Origin of the sequence: Gabonia massiliensis (genome assembly GCF_001403595.1) — a bacterium.
Classification (GTDB): domain Bacteria; phylum Bacteroidota; class Bacteroidia; order Bacteroidales; family Coprobacteraceae; genus Coprobacter; species Coprobacter secundus.
In genome coordinates this window covers 285,699-306,937 of sequence record NZ_LN877940.1, presented here as the reverse complement: position 1 = coordinate 306,937, position 21,239 = coordinate 285,699, and the positions used below count along the sequence as shown (strand labels likewise).

General features: G+C 35.7%; 16 protein-coding genes. 13 read left to right on the top strand and 3 right to left on the bottom strand.

Annotation, left to right across the window (positions count from 1 at the left end; genetic code table 11):
- Positions 1-18 precede the first annotated feature (18 nt).
- A complete protein-coding gene (locus tag BN2628_RS11310) occupies positions 19-333 on the top strand; it encodes a hypothetical protein (protein WP_055097315.1) in 315 nt (104 codons plus the stop codon).
- Positions 334-345: 12 nt separating this feature from the next.
- Here the strand turns inward: BN2628_RS11310 and BN2628_RS11305 are convergent, their stop codons facing one another.
- Both BN2628_RS11305 and mnmA read right to left on the bottom strand, forming a co-directional pair.
- A complete protein-coding gene (locus BN2628_RS11305) occupies positions 346-1,230 on the bottom strand; it encodes a helix-turn-helix domain-containing protein (RefSeq protein WP_082430169.1) in 885 nt (294 codons plus the stop codon).
- Between the two features lie 50 nt (positions 1,231-1,280).
- Positions 1,281-2,333: a tRNA 2-thiouridine(34) synthase MnmA gene (gene mnmA / locus BN2628_RS11300; protein ID WP_055097311.1), complete on the bottom strand. Its 1,053-nt coding sequence runs from the start codon at positions 2,331-2,333 to the stop codon at positions 1,281-1,283.
- Positions 2,334-2,415: 82 nt separating this feature from the next.
- On the opposite strand from mnmA, the gene BN2628_RS11295 reads away from it, so the two are divergent.
- Positions 2,416-3,138 (top strand): HAD family hydrolase, encoded by a 723-nt coding sequence (locus BN2628_RS11295; RefSeq protein WP_055097309.1) that lies wholly within the window; start codon positions 2,416-2,418, stop codon positions 3,136-3,138.
- Here the strand turns inward: BN2628_RS11295 and BN2628_RS11290 are convergent.
- Positions 3,119-4,339: a M16 family metallopeptidase gene (locus tag BN2628_RS11290; protein ID WP_055097307.1), complete on the bottom strand. Its 1,221-nt coding sequence runs from the start codon at positions 4,337-4,339 to the stop codon at positions 3,119-3,121. The genes BN2628_RS11295 and BN2628_RS11290 overlap by 20 nt on opposite strands.
- Before the next feature lie 413 nt (positions 4,340-4,752).
- On the opposite strand from BN2628_RS11290, the gene BN2628_RS11285 reads away from it, so the two are divergent.
- The 11 genes from BN2628_RS11285 (at position 4,753) to BN2628_RS11235 (ending at position 21,238) form a co-directional block, all read left to right on the top strand.
- Positions 4,753-7,665, top strand: a complete 2,913-nt coding sequence (locus tag BN2628_RS11285) for a TonB-dependent receptor domain-containing protein (RefSeq protein WP_055097304.1) — start codon at positions 4,753-4,755, stop codon at positions 7,663-7,665.
- A 21-nt stretch (positions 7,666-7,686) separates the two neighbouring features.
- On the top strand, positions 7,687-8,895 hold the full coding sequence (locus BN2628_RS11280) for a DUF4876 domain-containing protein (RefSeq protein ID WP_055097301.1): 1,209 nt from the start codon (positions 7,687-7,689) through the stop codon (positions 8,893-8,895).
- 23 nt (positions 8,896-8,918) lie between these two features.
- Positions 8,919-10,478, top strand: coding sequence for a DUF6850 family outer membrane beta-barrel protein (locus tag BN2628_RS11275; RefSeq protein ID WP_055097299.1), 1,560 nt, complete (start codon positions 8,919-8,921; stop codon positions 10,476-10,478).
- 26 nt (positions 10,479-10,504) lie between these two features.
- Positions 10,505-12,685, top strand: coding sequence for a hypothetical protein (locus BN2628_RS11270; protein WP_055097296.1), 2,181 nt, complete (start codon positions 10,505-10,507; stop codon positions 12,683-12,685).
- A gap of 120 nt (positions 12,686-12,805) precedes the next feature.
- On the top strand, positions 12,806-13,360 hold the full coding sequence (locus BN2628_RS11265) for an LOG family protein (protein ID WP_055097294.1): 555 nt from the start codon (positions 12,806-12,808) through the stop codon (positions 13,358-13,360).
- A 6-nt stretch (positions 13,361-13,366) separates the two neighbouring features.
- Positions 13,367-13,984 carry an SIS domain-containing protein gene (locus BN2628_RS11260; RefSeq protein WP_021929785.1) on the top strand — a complete coding sequence of 206 codons (618 nt, stop codon included), beginning with the start codon at positions 13,367-13,369 and terminating at the stop codon, positions 13,982-13,984.
- Between the two features lie 10 nt (positions 13,985-13,994).
- Complete coding sequence (locus tag BN2628_RS11255) at positions 13,995-14,924, top strand: carbohydrate kinase family protein (RefSeq protein ID WP_044226734.1); 930 nt, start codon at positions 13,995-13,997, stop codon at positions 14,922-14,924.
- Between the two features lie 116 nt (positions 14,925-15,040).
- A complete protein-coding gene (locus tag BN2628_RS11250; protein WP_055097292.1) occupies positions 15,041-16,102 on the top strand; it encodes a tyrosine-protein phosphatase in 1,062 nt (353 codons plus the stop codon).
- Between the two features lie 221 nt (positions 16,103-16,323).
- Positions 16,324-18,075 (top strand): DEAD/DEAH box helicase, encoded by a 1,752-nt coding sequence (locus BN2628_RS11245; protein WP_055097290.1) that lies wholly within the window; start codon positions 16,324-16,326, stop codon positions 18,073-18,075.
- A gap of 139 nt (positions 18,076-18,214) precedes the next feature.
- Entirely contained in the window at positions 18,215-19,723 is a 1,509-nt protein-coding gene (locus tag BN2628_RS11240) for a GH3 auxin-responsive promoter family protein (protein ID WP_044227019.1), read from the top strand.
- A 123-nt stretch (positions 19,724-19,846) separates the two neighbouring features.
- Complete coding sequence (locus BN2628_RS11235) at positions 19,847-21,238, top strand: alkaline phosphatase (protein WP_074024146.1); 1,392 nt, start codon at positions 19,847-19,849, stop codon at positions 21,236-21,238.
- The last annotated feature ends 1 nt before the right edge of the window (position 21,239 follow it).

Sequence of the window (21,239 nt, the reverse complement as noted above, 5' to 3'; positions counted from 1 at the left end):
GATCATAAACTAAGTCTTATGAACACATATTTGTATGATGGAATATCTGCTCTGATAAAAGCTCTCATTGAAATATCTGAGAGTCATACGGGAAATGATTATACAAAACGGCTCATAAAGGAAATTTGTAACCAATACAACATCTTTCCTAATATCCCGGATATCCTTGATGTCGATGTAGTCTCCTCCTTTAAACAGCTGCCCAAAAAGCAAAAAGCAGAATTTAGTTATTATATTCTCAATTCACTTCGGAATAGCTTAAAAAAAAATAATATTACAGAAGATATTCAAGCCCTTATAAAAATTTATATAAAGGCCTTGTTAACAAAATAAACATCCCTTCAATTACGCATTCAACTTATATTCCCGAGGCGTCATTCCTGTGTATTTTTTAAAAAACTTCCCAAAGAAAGATGCATTTGGAAAATGAAAATAATCTGCAACCTGCTGCATAGACATAGGAGAAGAGCGTAAAACTGATTTTATTTTCAACAACAAAATATGATGTATCCATTCTGCACCGCTATATCCTGTCAAAGATTTAATATTGGATGATAAATATTTAGAAGTAAGACTTAATTTTTGCGCATAAAATTCAAGGGCCCTTTCTTCTCGACAATTCAATTCGACCAAACGAAGAAACTCTTTTAACTGTTCCTCTTTTTTAAGACGTTCTTTCTTATCCGAAATATTAGGTTCTTGTTGCTCATAAACAGCACATATTTCATACATAGCAATCAATAATATCTCCCTCATAATTTCTTTATGATACGGATGATCAGTCCTTCCCATTTTATCAGAAAATATTTGCAATGACCGTTGTATTGTATTTAGCTCTTCCGAAGGAATGGGAATTACCGGATTATTTTTATTATACAAAAAATATGTAATAGATATATGTGTATCAAGATTCGAAATAAAATAAGAACCTATCACAACAATATATCCAATGAATTCCAGAGAAGAACCCTTATATTCAAAACGATTTCCGGAAAAGAATGTACATAAAGTACCTTTATCCATACATATAGGGCTAGAATCTATCTCTATATATAAATTCCCATCAAAACAAACGATAGCAACACCTCCCGTCTCTTCTTGCAAGGAAGCAAAAATAGACGATATATCTGTACTGTTCCCTGTTACCATATAGCATTTCGACTGGAAGTCCTTTTCATCGAAAATTTGCCTACCAAAGTTCTTAGAAGCACTATTTTTCGTGTTCTTCATATATCACCTTTATTTTAATGAACATATATTCTCAAGAATCACAATATACTTTACAATGCTTTTTCGATTATTCCTCCTCCAAGTAAACGGTCCCCCTTATAAAAAGCTGCTGCCTGTCCCGGAGCAATCGAATGTTCCGGCACACAAAAAGATACTTTCGCTTGATTTTCTGATAACCATTCTACCCTACATAATACAGACTGTTTACGATAACGAATACGGCATATCACTTCCTGATTATCGAAATCTTCTCTCGATACGATATTTACAGCCTTCAATAACATTGTATTACAATATAAACCTGATAATGGAGACAACTTTATTCTATTGGTTTCCGGAATAATCGCTTGCACATACATCGGAACTTGCCAATTAATACCAAGACCTCGACGCTGACCAATTGTATAGAAAGGATACCCTTCATGTTTTCCAAGTACATGACCCGATATATCTTCATAAAATCCCACATTAAAGCTACTTTTGGACACACGGTTTCGAAGAAATGAACGATAATCCCCAGGACAGAAACAAACTCCCAAACTATCTTTCTTATCCGCCATCTTTAGTAACCCTCGCTGACGTACGAATTCCCGGACCTGACCTTTAGTAAATCTACCCAAAGGGAAAAGTGCTCGCTTCAGCAAATCCTGTCTTAATCCCCATAAGAAAAAAGACTGGTCTTTGTCTCTATCCAACCCGGTATATATATAATTGGAATTATTATATAATTTGTTCCTCACATAATGTCCCGTAGCAATATAAAATATGCCTTTCTCATCTGCAATACGTGCCAAAAGCGGCCATTTGAAAGAATTATTACAAACAATACATGGAACAGGAGTACGTCCAACCATATATTCATTTATAAAATAAGATATTATTTTCTCTTCGAACTCCTGTCTTACATCAAAAATTTGATGCTGTATCCCAAGAATATGAGCCGTATCCTGAGCATCGTCAAGATACCTAGTATCCCCTTCAGGCTCATAAAAACGAAATGTAACACCTACCACTTCATAACCTTCTTGCTGTAGGAAAAGAGCAGCCGCAGAGCTATCTGTCCCTCCACTCATTCCCAATATAACTTTTTCTTTCGATTTCATTCTATATCCTTGAAACAAACAAAGATAAAAATATTTTGCAAAAAAGTTCTATCTTTGCAACCATCTACTAAAAAACTAAAATATGAAAAAATATATAAACACTATATTATTCGACGCAGATGACACACTTTGGGAAAATGAAATATTTTTTAGACAAACAGAACAAGAATTCTGCCTATTACTCGAAAAATTCGGGTCCAAAGAAACTATCTTAAAAACATTACTTAAATCAGAAATAGAAACTTTACCCATTTATGGCTTTGGTATAAAAGGATTCATGTTAAGCATGATAGATACAGCTCTTCAATTGGGTGGAGAAAATCTGGAAAGTAACACCATATTAAAAATAATGGAACTGGGAAAAGAACAATTACAACGTCCTGTAAAAGTCTATGAAGGCGTCGAAGATGTTCTCAAATCTTTACAGTATTCATATCGCCTCGTTCTTGCTACCAAAGGTGACCCCATAGATCAAAAAAGAAAAATCGAAGCATCTGGATTAAAATCCTTTTTCTCTCACATAGAAATAATGCCTGATAAAACAATTCGAAATTATGAAGAGTTATTAAAAAATATCGACTGTTATCCACACGAAATCATAATGGTAGGTAATTCTGTAAAATCTGACATTCTACCTATACTACAATTAGGAGGAAGAGGCATTTATATCCCTTGCCATACAACATGGATACACGAAATAGCCGAATGTCCTCAGGAAAGTCCATATTTTAAACAAATACAAAATTTCACTCAAATACCAGAGATATTGCAAATGATGACCGAATTCAATCATAAATCAGCATAGAAAGACTCTTTTCATCGAAAATCTCATTGGCTACAGCCAAAATATCCGACGCTGTAACCATTTCCAAGCGGAGATAAATCTCATCCATCGAATCGTAACGATTGCAATGCAAAAAAGTTTTACCTAATCCCAAAGCCAAGCTTTCCCGATTGTCTGTACCCACACCAATTTGCCCCATAAGCTGCTTTTTGGCCATTGATAGTTGCATTGAAGTAAGACTCTTATCTCTAAACTTTTTTAATTCCTTTTGGATCAACTGGATACATTTGTCCGTATTTTTATGGTCTGTCCCAAAATAGATTACAAATACTCCTGTATCTGTATAAGATGTCAATGAAGATTCCACAGTATAAACATACCCTGTTCTTTCTCGTAGTGAGATGTTCAATCGGCTATTCATCCCAGGACCACCTAAAATATTATTAAGCAAATATAAAGCTGTACGCCGTTTATCATATATCGTATAAGCTCTGTTACCGATAAGGACATGCGTCTGGAATGTATCTAATGACTCTCTTTTACAAAAAGGTGTATAATCATCAGGTGAAGACCTTTTATTAAAGCTCGTCCGTCCAGGTACACTCCCTAAATTTTTAGAGACTAAAGAAACAATTTTTTTAAAAGGTGTACTTCCCATCGAAAAGAAAACCATATTCCCCGGACAATAAAATCGGTCAAGAAAATTCTGACCAGAAAAAGAGTTGAAATTTAATAAATCTTCCTTATCGCCCAATATATTATGGCCAAGTTGATGATTCTGGAACAATAAATTTTCAAAATCATCATAAATCAACTCTGAAGGATTGTCCCGGTAAGAATTAATTTCATCAAGTATAACTTCAACCTCTTTCTCTATTTCTGATTGAGGAAAGCAAGAATTCAATACCAAATCTGAAAGTAACTCTATAGCTCTGCCTAAATGCTCTTCTAAAAAAACCGAATAGATAAGAGTCTCTTCCTTTGCTGTATAAGCATTCAACTCTCCTCCAACATTTTCCATTCTATTCAGAATATGTAACGACCGTCGATGAGACGTGCCTTTAAATATCATATGCTCGACAAAATGAGCCAAGCCAAATTCATGATTTGATTCATCTCGTGTACCGGCATTTACAGCAAAACCACAATATGATACCGGAGACAATAATGGCAAATGAACAATACGTAGTCCATTTTCAAGAGTATGCGATTGATAATACATTACGAATTAATTAAAGCCTAAAAGTAATCATTTATAATGAGCACAACTATAAGTTCAATAAAAAAAATACCAACTTTATGGGATTGTTTATTTTCCAGTTCCTATCTTTCTTTGTACTCTTCTTAAAAGTAACAGCAAGAAGAAAAATACATTCATAAAACTTTAGATTAATAAAAGATTATAACAAAATGCAGCAAAATAAGGGTTATTTATAATAAAACTATTGGAATTTATATTATTTAGTTTTACTTTTGTCCTTTGATCTATCAAAGGAGATACTAAAAACAATTAATCACATTCATTTAATTGCACATATAACAGATATATAAGAAAGTTTTTTTTATTCTGATTATATACTTATAATATAATCTTTGGAGCACTTAAAATTTATATTAAAACAAGAATAATAATAAATGGATGCAACTTTGAATAAAATTTATAAATACATCTTTTGGGTTGTTTCAGTTCTATTCACTTATTTCCTATTTACAACAACAGCTTCTGCCCAATCTCCTAAAGCAGAAAATAAGCCGGTTTTATATAAATTATCCGGAAAAATAATTAGCTCTGAAAACAATGAACCATTAGAAATGGCCAATATAACTATATCTACAAGTTTATGGGCCACTTCTGATACAAAAGGAAATTTTTCGATACCTCAAATAAAAGCCGGAACTTATGAATATGAGGTGTCTTATCTTGGTTTTGAAAAACAAAAAGGTAAAATTACGGTACAAGGCAATGTCGATAACTTTATCATAAAGCTAAAACCTCTCGGATTAGGATTAAAAGAAGTTGTTGTAACAGCTCAAGAACAAAAAATGGGATCTGCCTCTAAAATAGAGCAAACAGCGATACAACATATACAGCCCAAAAGCGTTGTCGACCTTTTACAACTGTTACCTGGAAATGTAACTCAAAATCCGGATATTAATTCTGTCGCACAAGCAAATATACGAGAAATATCGAGTGATGCGAATAATGCTTTGGGTACTGCAATCATCATGGACGGTGCACCTGTATCAAACGATGCCAACATGCAAGCATTCTCGACCGCAGCTTCAGGGGCCAATTCATCGCAAAAAATGAATTCTATGAATGACCAGACTACCAGCGGGCGGGGTACCGATTTACGTTCCATCTCTCCGGACAATATAGAATCTGTTGAAGTAATTCGAGGCATCCCCTCTGCAGAATATGGAAATCTCACTTCCGGTGTTGTAGTCATCAAAACAAAATCAGGAGCAACACCTCTTGAAGTAAAAGCCAAAGTCGACCCTTCATCAAAAATGTTTTATGCAGGGAAAGGATTCAATCTGAAAAACAAAGGGGGAGCAATAAACATAGCTGCCGACTATTCTCAATCATACTCTGATATTCGCAAAAAATATACCGGTTATGATCGCATTACAGGGAACTTAGGATACTCCAATGTATTTATGTCACAATCTCTCCCTTTAAGTCTGAACTTAAAGCTATCTTATTTCCGTAATTTATATAGTGAAAAACAAGATCCGCAACTTCTTTCCGAAGAAAGAATAAAAAACAATAACGAAGGTTGGCGATTCAACGCAGAAGGAAACTGGAGACTCAACCAAAGCTGGATATCCAATCTTTCTTACAGTTTCATGGCTCAATACAGCCATCAGTCTGACTTCTCAAAAATGCTTTCCGGATCATCGGTTATGCCCTACTCCTCTTCATATGTATCAGGAGAATTTGTCGTCCCGTTCCTTCCCAGTGGATATTACAGTGAATATACACTTGACGGCAAACCAATCGACATTTTCGGGCAATTAAAAGCAAACAAAATATTCCAATTCTCTTCTGAAACCTATACCAACATAAAATTGGGGATAGAATGGAGAACAAACGGCAATAAAGGAAACGGATTAACATATAAAGACGGGTTACCTCCATCAACTGGGAGCGGACAAGCTACTCGTCCCCGGTCGTTCAAATCGATTCCGATGATGAACAATCTATCCATATTCTTAGAAGATAAGGCCGTATTGCGAATGAAATCAACATTATTGACTCTTCAAGCTGGTGTAAGAACGTCGACTTTGTTTGTCGATGAGAATCAAGCCAAGAGAGGAAATATTACCACAATAGAACCCCGTATAAATATCGATTATCAAATATTGAATCGGAGGAATAATAAAATATTCAATGACCTAAGTATTGTCGGAGGATTTGGTATATCATCCAAAGCACCTACCATGTTATATCTGTACCCGAATCCTACTTATTTCGATGACATTTGCTTCAATAGTTACAGTAGTGACCCGGCCAAGCAACTGGCTGTAATGAATACGTTAGCCATTGAAAACACAGCAAATGCAAACTTAAAACCGGCAACCAGCAAAAAATTTGAAATTGGACTAGCCGGGAAAATAAAAAAAGTAAGTGGAAATATTACTTTTTTCTATGAAAAACATTCTAATGAATTTTCATTCAACAGTGTACCTCTCACCTCAGAATACACTAAATATGAAGTGCCCACCGGAACAACCCCATCATATCGAGATGGAGCTGTCTACTATACCGATGCAACTGGTGGTACTTTCCCGGCCAAAGCTCAATTAGATACCATGATTTATACTTATGGTACGCCTTCAAATTCGGGCAAAACAATAAAAAAAGGAGTAGAATACAGTCTCAACCTTGGACAAATCAGAGCATTGAAAACAAGTATCGTCGTCGACGGAGCATGGTTTTACATAAAAAGAACTTCGGAACAAGCTTATTACTCTTATGCCGGAGGTACCCTAAACGGAAAACGATACCCATTTCTCGCTTTGATGCCTGCGGGTAGTGGAAATATAAGCCAAAGAATCAACACCAATTTCAGATTTATCACACACATACCTTCTCTGAAAATGGTTTTTTCAACGACTGCACAAGTGATATGGTACCAAAGCGACCAACGAATATATAAAGATAGTAACGGGAATGACGTTTTTTATAAGCGAACTGTAAAAAACGGGAATGAAGACATCACTAAATATTTTATTGACCCTATCGGCTTCTATGATAAAAAATTGGACTTCATTTCCTGGCAACCAGAATTCAGGGATAATTCCGACTATGAGCGTATGATGTCCATTTTTGCTAATAGATATTATTATGACAAAGAGGTGTATCCCCCGACAATTATGTTGAATTTCAGACTAACTAAAGAATTCGGAAAATTCATGGAACTATCATTTATGGCAAACAACTTCCTGAAACTCACAAAAACCTATAAAACAGAAGTTTTCGGAGGATATAAAGACCTAATCACTCCCTTATATTTCGGAGCAGAAATAAAAATAAAAATTTAATTACTCACTAAAATAAATGTTATGAAAAAAATCTTGTTTTACATTTTACCATTACTCGCCATACTGGCTGTAGTATCTTGTAGTGATGACGATGAAAAAGTTGCAAAAAATGCAACACTGAGCATAACCCTGAAATTTCCTGATGGTTATACGGCTGCAGACCTTAGTGAAATATCAGTCAAAGTAACAAATACTCAAACTTCGCAGACTTATGACGCGACAAAAGGAGACAACGATAAATACAGTGTCGTAGTACCTTCGGGAGAATACCAAATTTCTGTATCCGGACAGCTTCCTGGCTATATAAAAGCATTAAATGGATTAGCTAATGTATCAGTATATGCAGATACTGAAGCTACTGTCACGCTAAGTGAAGGAAGTTTCAGTGGTCTTATTTTTAAAGAAATATACTACTCTAAAGTAAAGAAAAACGGAAAAACTCCGTATAATGATGAATTTTACGAATTATATAATAATTCAGACGAAGTTGTTTATCTTGACAATGTTATTTTTGGTGTATTAGAAGGGTCTCAAGGAATATTACCATCAGGTTGGATGGAAAATGGGGAATTGATGAAGATATGTGCATTGACCAGCTATATAACCGCTTTCCCCGGAAATGGAACAGACTACCCTCTACAACCTGGTAAAAGTGTCGTTATCGCAACCAAAGCTATGAACCATAAAGATGATCCCAATGGTTGCCCTGAGTCTCCTGTAAATTTAGAAAATGCTGACTGGGAAATCTACGTAGGCGATTATAATCAAAAAGATGTGGATAATCCGGATGTTCCGAATATGAACATTATCAAACAAATAGGCTCTGTTTTAGTAGACTTCCAAGTACCTTATACAGGAAATGCGATTATCATTGCCCGTTTACCACAAGGTACAGACTTAAACGCTTTTGCCAATGATGAATCAAACTTAATGACAAACCCGGCTTCAACAGCAGCGACCAAATATTTAATTATTCCTCAAGAATATGTTCTGGACGGAGTAGATATCGTAAATACAAACGCCAGCAAACGGGTAAAACGTTTACGTCCTGAGATTGACGCAGGTACTATCCATAATACAACAGACTATTGCGGACTGAGTATCAGACGTAAAGTTCATGAAATAAAAGACGGACGTGTCATTTACCAAGATACGAACAACTCTGAAAATGACTTTTTAATTGACCAAGTACCTACTCCGGGTATTCACCCAACAAGCGTAGACAATTAAAACAATGTTTATTAAAACCATATATGTTCCTTAAACATAAAATATTGACATTATTTGGTATTGCTTTGTTTCCGGTAGCATTATCGGCATCATCAGATGCCGATAATAACCGGCAACGGCAATATAAAGATATTCTATATTTAGAAAACATCCGATATGGAATAGATAATCCCACTTCTGTATCATATTCCCCTCTCAACCATACCGCAGACATCAAAATAGGTTATAACTATAAAAAAGGCGATTTCGTCAACATAGATAAATCTCCTAAAGAAAAAACTCTATTTATAGATATGTCTGGTACTAAAAAATTAAAAAAAACAGCTTTTGAAGGAGGCATCGGATACCAAAATACCATCGAATATGACCGTAGATGGAACAGTACCCTATATATTGCCTCTGATAATCCGTTTATTTTAGCAGACTCGGTACGTAGTAAATATAATGTTGAGAAATTTATATTGAATGGTGGATTTTCTTGGGATGCTCTCTCCTTTATGAAGTTCGGTATCAAAGCTCACTATGAAGTCGGTAGTTCAGCTGACCAAACCGACCCTCGTCCTGACACAAAAGGTATGCGCTTCAATATTACTCCGGGTTTAGATTTTAAGTTATCAGAAAAATTAAGTATAGGGGTTTCTTTAGGTGGCCGATTATTGAATGAAGAAATTAAATACACAAATGTTGTTGGAACTACCAATTACAATTTCTTCCTGATGAATGGCCTTGGCTGCTTCTATCTTCAAAACGGAACTTCATATCAACGCCGCTACAAAGGAAGTGGTTGGTATGGCAACCTCCAACTTATATGGAACAATCGTTCTTTTCTAAGCAATATTGTAAGTTTAGGAATAGATAAAAATTCTGAAAAAGCCGAAGATGGAGGAACACAACGCTTATTTATCGGAGGAAAATACAACCGTACCCAGTACAATATATATGACAGATTTTCCATTCTACATGAAAATAGTGCGCACAATATAACGATTTCTGCATCCATCCATCAAATTGACGGAATATGGTATGACCAAAAAAGTGTAACTAACGACAATGGCCAAACATATTGGGAGATTGTAAACAGCTCTATTAAACATAAAGAAGACCGGCTAGAAGGAACTCTAAAGTATAGATTCGATTTATTACGACATTCCGTCCCGACCTTAACAGTAAATACAGGAATAAATTTTGTACAATCAAAAACTACTAATTATCCTGACATATATTTGCAAAAGTATAATAACTTGATTATCAATGCAGATATATCAAAACATTTTTCAATTAAAAAAAGCCTTCTGACTATAACTTTTTCCGGAAATTACAAGTTCAATTTATCATCATCTCTTTATTCCGATGGTATAACTTTAGCCGAACAATATACAATTCCTATGTTTGATTATTTAACAGCTAATCATTATGGAATTTACGGAAAAATCGAAAGTAAAATTCCATTGAACATACAAAAACTACAATCATATATAGGTATTTATTTACAAGGTTCGACCCAACAGTATACCGGGAAAAGTGTCCATTACTCAAATACATCTTATAATCAAATAGAAGGAGGAATACAATTTCTCTTTTAGAAACCGTAACTATAAAAAATCAAATAATGAACAAGTCACGTATTATCCTATTATGCATATTATCGGTTCTGGCTTTTATGAACATATCGGCCAAGAATCGAGGTTTTGCTATTTTTATTGATCCCATCAGTTATAAAAAAGTTCGTCCGGAAATAGAACAATATGCCCAGTCTATAGAAAAACAAGGACTAAAAACTTTTATAATCGAAGACAAATGGGGCATACCGGATTCCATCAGAGCATGTATACTTCAATTATATACACAAAAAAACTATCCGATCGAAGGCGCAGTATTCATCGGTGATATACCCATTCCCATGATAAGAGATGCACAGCATATGACAACAGCATTTAAAGTAAATCAAAACCTCAAAAATTTTGAGCGTACAGCAGTTCCCTCTGACAGATTCTACGATGACTTGAATCTCAAATTCACATTCATTCAGCAAGACAAAAAGAAACCAAATTTATTCTATTACTCTCTAAACGCAGACTCACCCCAACGTTTGGAGCCAGTAATATACTCAGGAAGAATAAAACCAGGAGATACACCAACAACATCAAAATACGAAAGATTGAAAGCATATCTTCAAAAAGTCGTCAGATTAAAAGAAGAGCAAAATAAGGTTGATCAACTACTCTATTTTAGTGGTCAGGGATATAATTCTGAATCTCAATTGGCCCGTATTGATGAAAAAGAATCTTACTACGAATATTTCCCTTGGTTGAAACAACAACGCAATGGCATACAGCATATAGACCATTTACGCGATAATTTTATCAAATATCGCATGATGGCTGAAATACAACGTAATGATTTGGACATAGCAATTTTGCACCACCACGGAGCCCCGGGCAAAGAATATCTTAATAGGTACCCTGTACCACGCAATGCAAAAGATAACCTCGAATCAGCAAAAATATTTTTCCGGTCAAAAATCCGTTCTGCCGTAGATCGCAAGACCCCTGCTGATACCGCTATTGCGTATTATGTAAGAGAATATGACGTCCCCAAAGACTGGTTCGACGACATATTTACTAAAGCCTCTATCGACAGTGATTCCATCAGAGACTATCAACTCGACCTTCATATTGAAGATTTCGACACATATAAGCCGAATGCAAGAGTTGTACTATTAGATGCATGTTTCAATGGCGCATTTAACAATGATCGCTACATAGCAGGAGAATACATCTTTAATTCAGGAAATACCGTAGTTGCAATTGCCAATAGCGTAAATGTACTACAAGATAAATGGACAGACCGAAATCTTGGATTGTTAGGATTAGGAATGCGTATAGGAAATATGACAAAATACAATCCATATCTCGAATCCCATACTATCGGAGATCCGACTTATTCATTTTCATCTCATGACGCATCTATCGATATCAATAAAGTTCTGACCGAAAAGAATACCGGATATTGGAAAAAACAGTTAAAAAACCAGTATCCAGCCATGCAATTAATGGCAATACAACAAATTGCTCAAAATGGTAATTGTTCAGATTTTCTTCTAAATACATTCAAGACCAACCCCAATTATATTGTCCGTTTAGGATGTATGATGGAATTATCTCGTTATGACGATGACAACTTTGTTTCTTGTCTGGAGTCGGCAACTGAAGATAGTTACGAACTGATACAGCGTTTAGGATGTATATTGGTAGGCAAGAATGGAGATCCACGCTTGATTCCAGCAGTTATTCGTTCTTTGATAAGAAACAACAATGGAAAACGTGTCGAATTCCAACTCAAATCAGCAATGGGAATGTTCGAAACCGAACCATTACTTGACGAGTTCGAAAAGCAATTTGCAGAATGTTCTATATATTTGAATAAAGCAGAGAAAAAAGCATACTTCGAAAGCTTTATCCGCAATGCAGCTGGACGATGGGATGAAAATGTACAAGTACTTTCAAATCGGGATTCTAAACCTAAAGACGTTCTGTTCTGTATACGTTCTATCAGGAATAACCCCATTCATGCAGAACTACCATTCCTTATCGATTTTTTCAAAAATTGTAATAATGAAGAATATCAACTTTTATTAGCTGAAGCATTTGGCTGGTTCGAATTATCATATAAATCACCCGAACTTCTTCAAGAACTTTTAAAAATAAGCCAGGATAATAAATATTCGGAAAAAGTCAGAAATGAAGCCCTGAAATCAGTAAACAGAATTACCCACCGAAAACATGAATAAAAAATAAGCACTTTACAGATGGTACGTTTGTACCATCTGTAATTTTTTATAAATAATTTTATACATTTTCCTTTTTGAAATAAAAGATATATCTTCGCCCTCCATAAAAAAACAATATTAATGATAAAAAATATCGGAGTTTTTTGTGCATCTGGAAATCAAATAAATCATCAATATTTTGATGAAGCAGCCATTTTAGGAGATTGGATAGGGAAAACCGGCCGTACATTAGTTTACGGTGGAGCAAATGTTGGACTAATGGAAAAAACAGCTCAACATGTCAAAAAACATGAAGGGAAAATTATCGGAATAATTACTTACAAAATCTGTACACTCGGGAAGAAGAGTTCTCTACCTGATCAGCAGATTGTCGTGAACGATTTGAGCGAGCGGAAACAAAAGATGATCGACTTAGCGGATATTTTTATCGCACTTCCGGGAGGATTCGGTACTCTGGATGAAATATTTACCGTAATTGCCTCTGCTCAACTGGAATATCATCAAAAACATGTTATATTTTGTAATACAAACGGGTTTTATAACAACCTTCTCAATCAAATTGAAATATTTTACAAGCAGCGTTTTGCCTCTGAAAAGTATCTTAATAATTATACAGTAGCAAAAAACATAAGCGAATGTATCACTATTATTGAAAATATAGAATCAAAACAATAACGAACAATGTCATCTAAAGAAAATATCCGATCTATTTTGCAAAGAGAAGCTGATGCAATTTTAAATATCCCAATCACTGACGAATTCGATAAAGCTGTTGCCTTAATCGTTGATAAAGTACATTTGAAAAAAGGAAAATTAGTGACGAGTGGCATGGGCAAAGCAGGCCAAATCGCCATGAACATTGCAACCACATTCTGTTCGACAGGAATTCCCGCCGTATTCTTACATCCCAGTGAAGCTCAACACGGAGATTTAGGAGTCCTTCAAGAAAATGATATTATGCTCGTAATCTCCAATTCTGGAAAGACTAGAGAAATACTGGAATTGTTAACATTAGCCACACGGTTGAGACCAGATATCCAATTTATCGTCATCACAGGAAATAAAGACAGCGAGTTAGCCCAAAAAGCTAATGTATGTCTTTTTACAGGAGGCCCGGAAGAAGTATGTCCTTTGAAACTGACACCAACAACATCCACAACCATGATGACTGTCATCGGAGATATTCTTGTCGTAAGTACAATGGAGGCGACAGGGTTTGACTGTAAGCAATATGCATTGCGCCACCATGGCGGATATCTGGGACAACTATCCCGACAACAAAGTCTCGATAAAGAATAAATAAAAGAATATGCGTAAAGTAATTGGTATAGGAGAAACGATACTTGACATTATCTTCAAAAACAACCAGCCGACAAAAGCATTGCCCGGAGGCTCTGTATTCAATGCTATGATATCTTTAGGGCGTCTGCATACTCCGGTCTGTTTCATTACAGAATTAGGCCAAGACAGAGTTGGAGAAATGATTCAAAATTTTATGCACGAGAATAATGTAACAACTGAATATGTAGATATATTCTGTGATGGCAAATCTCCTGTTTCCCTCGCATTTCTCAAAGAAGATAACAGGACTGAATATATGTTCTATAATCAGTATCCGGAAAGCCGACTCAATGTTGTATGGCCACGAATTGATGCCGATGACATTCTTATTTTAGGTTCATATTATTCGATAAATCCATCTTTGCGTTCAAGAATAGCGGAGTTTCTCGAATACGCCCAAACCCGCAAGGCTATTATCTATTATGATCCTAACTTCAGAAAACCACATGCTCACGAAGCAATGAAAGTCATGCCGGCTGTTCTCGAAAACCTTGAATATGCAGACTTGGTAAAAGGTTCCGATGAAGATTTTGAAAATCTTTTCCATATTACCGATGGGAACAAAATCTATAAAGACAAAATAAAATTTTATTGCCCAAACTTCATTTATACCCGAGGAGAAGGAGGAGTTGAACTATTTACCCAAAGCGAACATGTCCATTATGATGTACCGCATATCACACCCATAAGTACAATAGGAGCCGGTGACAGCTTCAATGCCGGTATCATTTTCGGACTATTAAAAAACAACATTACCAGAGAACAACTTTACGAGCTACCTCAAAACGAATGGGATACAATCATAAAAAATGGTATAGATTTTGCTACGGATGTCTGCTTGTCTTATGACAATTACATTTCCTCAACATTTGCAAAAAAATATATTCTAAACGATTAATATTTCGCAAAATATAAGAGATAATGGTCCTATATATTTAAAATAATACAACACAATATCGCATTATACCTCATGATATATATATTTGTAATAAATATTATTCATCGAGAGACTTTATGCTGAAATACACTTATTCACTATTACTATTTATTTTATCAGTTTCCTGTTCTTCATCACGACCCGAAATTGAAGTAGCTTGTGAAGCTGTCGATAATTTTGAATATTTAATCAAATGGGATGTATACCCGATGGTCCAAGGGACCGTAAAAATATATAACTCCTCTGATCCTGAAAATTTTGATACAAAGAAGGACCCCATAGCTGAATCTCCTATCTCAGATCAAGCAGCTCGAGTTAAAATAAACCCAAATCTGCACCGTCAATATTTTTTAGTACGTTTTGATGATAAATATGACATGGTTACCGCAACACGAGCTCCTCAATTAAATTACATACAAAATTTTCGGGATATAGGCGGATATAGAAACAATCATCAAAAATATATTCGCTGGGGCATGATATACCGAGCAGGTAGCTTAGATTCTATGGATTATTTAAGTACAAAACGTCTTAATTTAATGGGCATTCGAACACTTATAGACTTCAGAAATCTCGAAAATTTTAGAACCCCTCCAGGAACCCTACACTTAGAGAATGTTATAAATTTACCTCTTTCCTTGCCTTGTGAAACTCCCTTATGCGACAAAATAAAAAACAACGAATTACTCCGTGGTGATGCCATTATATTTATGCAAGACCTCAACCTAGAACTGTCCGAAAAGGCAAAAAGTACTTATAAATCAATGTTCAACCAACTTATTGTTGAAGATAATTATCCCATCATTATCAGTGGTGATTTAGGCAAAGATTATGTAGGTTTTGCTATTGCACTTATTATGGTAGCCTTAGATATGCCTAAAGATGTCATTTTATACGACTACCTACTGTCCAATACCTATTTAAATAAAAGAAACGTCAGCTTAGACTGCCACAAATATCCAGTACATGTACAAGAAGCCATAACTACCTTACTGTCGGCAGACGAACGTTATTTATCATGCGGTTTAGAAAAAATTATCAGAGATTATGGTAGTGTTACAAAATATCTCGAAAAAGAGCTTGGAGTGACACAGGAAAAACGTAATAAACTACGCCAGATATTACTTCAAAGTAAATAAACAGGCATAATAGTACATACTATTCAGCTATAAATTAAACAAATTCAGTTAAAATATTGCACTGGATAATAAGGATGCGAATATTTATACTTACCTTTGCCGGCACAAAAAATATCTTTAGATACATTATAGACGATTTATTCCCCTACACACAATTATTACTTTAAGGCGGAAAGGTTTTTTGCTATAACTCTAAAGTTATAACAAGCAATTATTATTAAATGAAAACATTCGAAGAATTAGGAATTTGCCCGGTGATTCTAAAAGCAATAACCGAGATGGGTTATGAGAATCCAATGCCAGTACAAGAAGAAGTAATCCCCCATTTATTGAGCGAAAATACAGATATGGTAGCATTGGCTCAGACTGGTACTGGAAAAACGGCAGCATTTGGGTTACCTGTTATCCAAAAAATAAATATAAAAACCAATCAACCTCAGGCTCTTATTCTAAGCCCGACTCGAGAATTATGCCTTCAGATAGCCAGTGATCTGACTGATTACTCAAAATATATCGATGGATTAAAAATTCTTCCTGTATATGGAGGTTCTAGCATCGAAAGCCAAATCAGGACTCTAAAAAAAGGAGTACATATAGTCGTAGCTACTCCCGGACGGCTTCTTGATTTGATGAATAGAAAAATGGTAAAACTGGAAAATGTCAATACCGTAATTATGGATGAAGCCGATGAAATGCTTAACATGGGGTTCTCCGATAGTATCAATGCGATATTGGCAGAAGTACCGGAAAACCGAAGTATGCTCCTCTTCTCTGCCACTATGCCCGCCGAGATTGCCCGCATATCAAAAAAATATATGCATAACCCGAAAGAAATAGTTATCGGAAGCAAAAACGAAGGCGCAAAAAATGTGAAACATGTTTATTACATGGTACATGCCAAAGACAAATATTTGGCTTTAAAAAGAATTGCAGATTACTATCCCAGTATATATGGTATTATATTTTGCCGTACACGACGTGAAACTCAAGAAATAGCAGACCAGCTAATACAAGATGGATATAATGCCGATTCTTTACATGGAGAATTATCCCAAGCACAAAGGGATGCTGTCATGCAAAAATTCAGAATAAAAAATTTACAATTACTTGTAGCCACTGACGTTGCTGCCCGAGGTCTTGATGTAGATAACTTGACACATGTTATCAATTACGGATTGCCTGAAGATATAGAAACATACACACATCGCAGTGGCCGTACCGGCCGAGCAGGGAAAACTGGTACTTCAATAGCAATCATTCATGTCAAAGAAAAAGGCCGGATGAAAGAAATTGAACGTATAATCGGGAAAAAATTCGAAAAAGGGTATATCCCCACCGGCAAACAAATATGCGAAAAACAACTTTTCAACTTAGTCGATAGGATCGAAAAAGTCAAAGTAAATGAGGATGAAATCGCCTCATATCTGTCTCCCATATTCCGTAAATTGGAATGGCTCAGTAATGAAGATTTGATAAAACGGGTAGTTTCCCTTGAATTCAATCGTCTGCTTGACTATTACGCTGATGCCCAAGAGTTAGACATTCCTGATGAAAGGAGTCGTACCAAAGATAGCAATAGCAATGAAAAGAAACGTAGTAGACGTGCTGAGCCAGGTTTCACCCGGATGTTCATCAACATAGGGAAAACCGACGGTCTATATCCTAATACTCTTATTGACCTCATCAATAGTAATGTACAAGGGCGTGTAACCATTGGGAAAATAGACCTTATGACGAACTTTTCATTTTTTGAAATAGAAGAAAAAGAGGCTCGAAATGTTATAAACGGATTAAAAAATATTGATTTCTTCGGTCGGCGCATATCTGTAGAAGAGGCTTCTAATTCAGGATCTCCCAGAGAATCAAAACGAAAAAATAACGACAGTGCATACCGAGATCGAAAGAATAACCGGCAAGGTAGCAGTAGCCGTCGTAGAAAATACCAAGAATCTTCGTCAAAACGTAGAAGATAAATATAATCTCTATTAAAAAAAGGTCCCATAGCAAATTTTATGGGACCTTTAATATTACCATCAAAAATAATGTATTTGTAGTTGCACAGCTCATATTATTATGTAATTTTGCGTCACATGATATAGAACTTTCATGAAAATGAATACTACTAAACTTTTATCTCATATTTTCAATGCCAGGCAAAAAGAAATTGCCTTATATGGCAAATACGGTTCAAACATCCAAACCGACCAGCTCAAAAAACTTCTAAAAGCAGCAAAAAACACGGAATTGGGACAAAAATTACATTTCTCCAATATTTCCAACTACAGCCAATACTCAGAACAGGTACCCCTAATAACATACGAGGAACTAAAACCTTATGTAAAACGATTACAAAAAGGTGAGACGAATCTTATCTGGCCATCCAAAATACGATGGTTTGCAAAGTCTTCCGGAACAACAAACGATAAAAGTAAATTTATTCCTGTCAGTTATGAAGCTATGCAGGAATGTCATTATCGCGGAGGGAAAGATTGCGTTGCTCTTTATCTACAAATGAATCCTGAAAGTCGTTTTTTTTCCGGAAAAGGTTTGATTTTAGGAGGTAGTCACAATGTAAGTCCGTTATCAGCTCACTGTTACTGTGGCGATTTATCTGCCGTTCTTATACAAAATATCAGTCCTCTTATCAACATGATTCGTGTCCCAAGTAAGAAGATTGCATTGATGTCGGAATGGGAATCTAAGCTTGAAGCGATCTGTCAGTCGACCATGCATTCTCACGTAACCAATCTTTCAGGTGTACCTTCATGGTTTCTTGTTTTGATAAAGTTAATGTTAAAAAAAAGCGGAAAAACATATTTGACTGAAATCTGGCCCGACCTTGAAGTATTTTTTCATGGAGGTATTAGTTTCGATCCCTATCGTACTCAATATGAAGAACTGATACCATCTGCCAAAATGCATTATGTAGAAACATATAACGCATCTGAAGGATTCTTCGCTGTACAAAACGAATCTACTCCGGGGATGTTATTAATGCTCGATCTTGGTATCTTCTACGAATTTATCCCTCTCGAAGAAGTCAACAATGAGCACCCTCGTACTTTACCCATTTGGGATGTTGAAAAAGGGAAAAATTATGCTTTAGTCATCACCACAAACAGTGGACTATGGAGATATCAAACGGGGGATACGGTAAAAATAGTATCGACATCTCCTGTAAAAATTATTATTTCAGGACGCACAAAACATTTCATAAATGCATTTGGAGAAGAACTTATGGTCGACAATGCAGAAAAAGGCTTAGCTAAAGCCTGCTCCGAAACTGGAGCAGTAGTCTCAAACTATACAGCAGCACCCGTATATATGTCTGAAAAAAATAGAGGACGCCACCAATGGCTCATCGAATTCGAAAAAATGCCTCCTTCTTTAGACAATTTCGCAAATACCCTAGATTGTGCATTACAAGCTCTTAATTCGGATTACGAAGCTAAAAGATATAAAGGCATAGCTTTGGACCGATTAGAAGTCATCGTGGCCAGAAAAGGGCTCTTTCACGATTGGTTAAAAGAGAAAGGCAAACTTGGGGGCCAACATAAAGTCCCCAGATTATCCAACCAAAGAGAAAATATAGAAGAAATGTTATCTATGAACCATGAGTAAATGATTATCATATCAATAAATTTAACGAACTATTATTCAAATATCTTCTATTTTCCTGTCTTATAGAGGGAATTTCTTTTATGGAAAAAGAGATGACTTAACGACCTTTAATATATAAATAATATGAATAAGCTTTCTAAATTTTCTCTTCTCGCACTTTTTATTAGCCTGTCATTACCTATATACAGTAAAGGTCCTAAATACATATTCTTCTTTATCGGAGATGGTATGGGATTTGGGCATGTCGAAGCAACCCGACTATTTCTGGACGAAACAAAATCTTCAGAGAATCTTCTCTTTTTGGACTTCCCGATTGTCACCCATGCTGTAACTCAATCTGCTGACCACCGAATTACCGATTCCGCAGCTGCAGCAACCGCTTTAGCAACAGGAAGCAAAACGGCCAATTATACTGTAGGAATGGATTCTTCAAGAACATATGCGCTTACACCTATAAGCAAACAATTAAAAAAAACAGGACGGCAAATCGGGATTATTACTACTGCGACAATTGACCATGCAACTCCTGCCGGCTTCTACGCGACCCAACCAGATAGAAATTTATACTATCAAATCGGGAAACAAGCAGCAGAGAGTGGATTTGATTTTTTCGGAGGAGCTTCATTACTGAAGCCTGTAAACAATAACAACCCTCAGGATATTGATTTATATACTTATTTCAGAAAAATGGGATATACCATATGTAACGACTTTAAAAACTACGATAAATCTGCAAAAAATGGGAAAATTGTTCTATTATATGACACTCTGGGAACAAAACATATTCCCTACGAAATAGACAGAAAATCTGGGACATTATCTTTAAAAGAACTTACTCAAACATGTATAAACCGTTTCATGAATAATCCCAAACAAGGATTTTTCATGATGATAGAAGGGGGTACTATCGACTGGGCTGCACACTCTAACGATGCAGCAACTATGATACAAGAAACCATAGGCTTCAATGAAAGTATAAAAGTTGCGTATGATTTTTATTTAAAACATCCCAAAGAAACACTTATCATCGTTACTGCTGACCATGAAACGGGAGGTATCGGTTTAGGAATAAAAGACAGTAATTTACCAATTTCCCTTCTGCAAAAACAAAAAGTTTCAGAAGAAAACTTATCAAACATATTATATCAACTAAAGGAAAGAAAATCATCCCCCTCTTGGGAAGATGCTAAAGAGATACTAAAAAAGAATCTGGGTCTATGGGAATACATTCCGGTAAGCTATAGTGAAGAAGCAGAACTGATGAGAATATTTGATGCTTCTTTTATCTCAAAAAGAGCAAAAGATATTACAAATCTATACAGCACAGTTGGCCCTCTGACAAATGCTGCAATTTCTCTCATCAATCAGAAAGCCCATATCGGGTGGACATCTAATAATCATACAGGAGCTGTTGTTCCGGTATACGTAATCGGAGCCGAACAAGGACAATTTTCAGGACGACTCGACAATACGGACATCCCGAACACTATACGAAAAATTACGGGAATAAAATAAA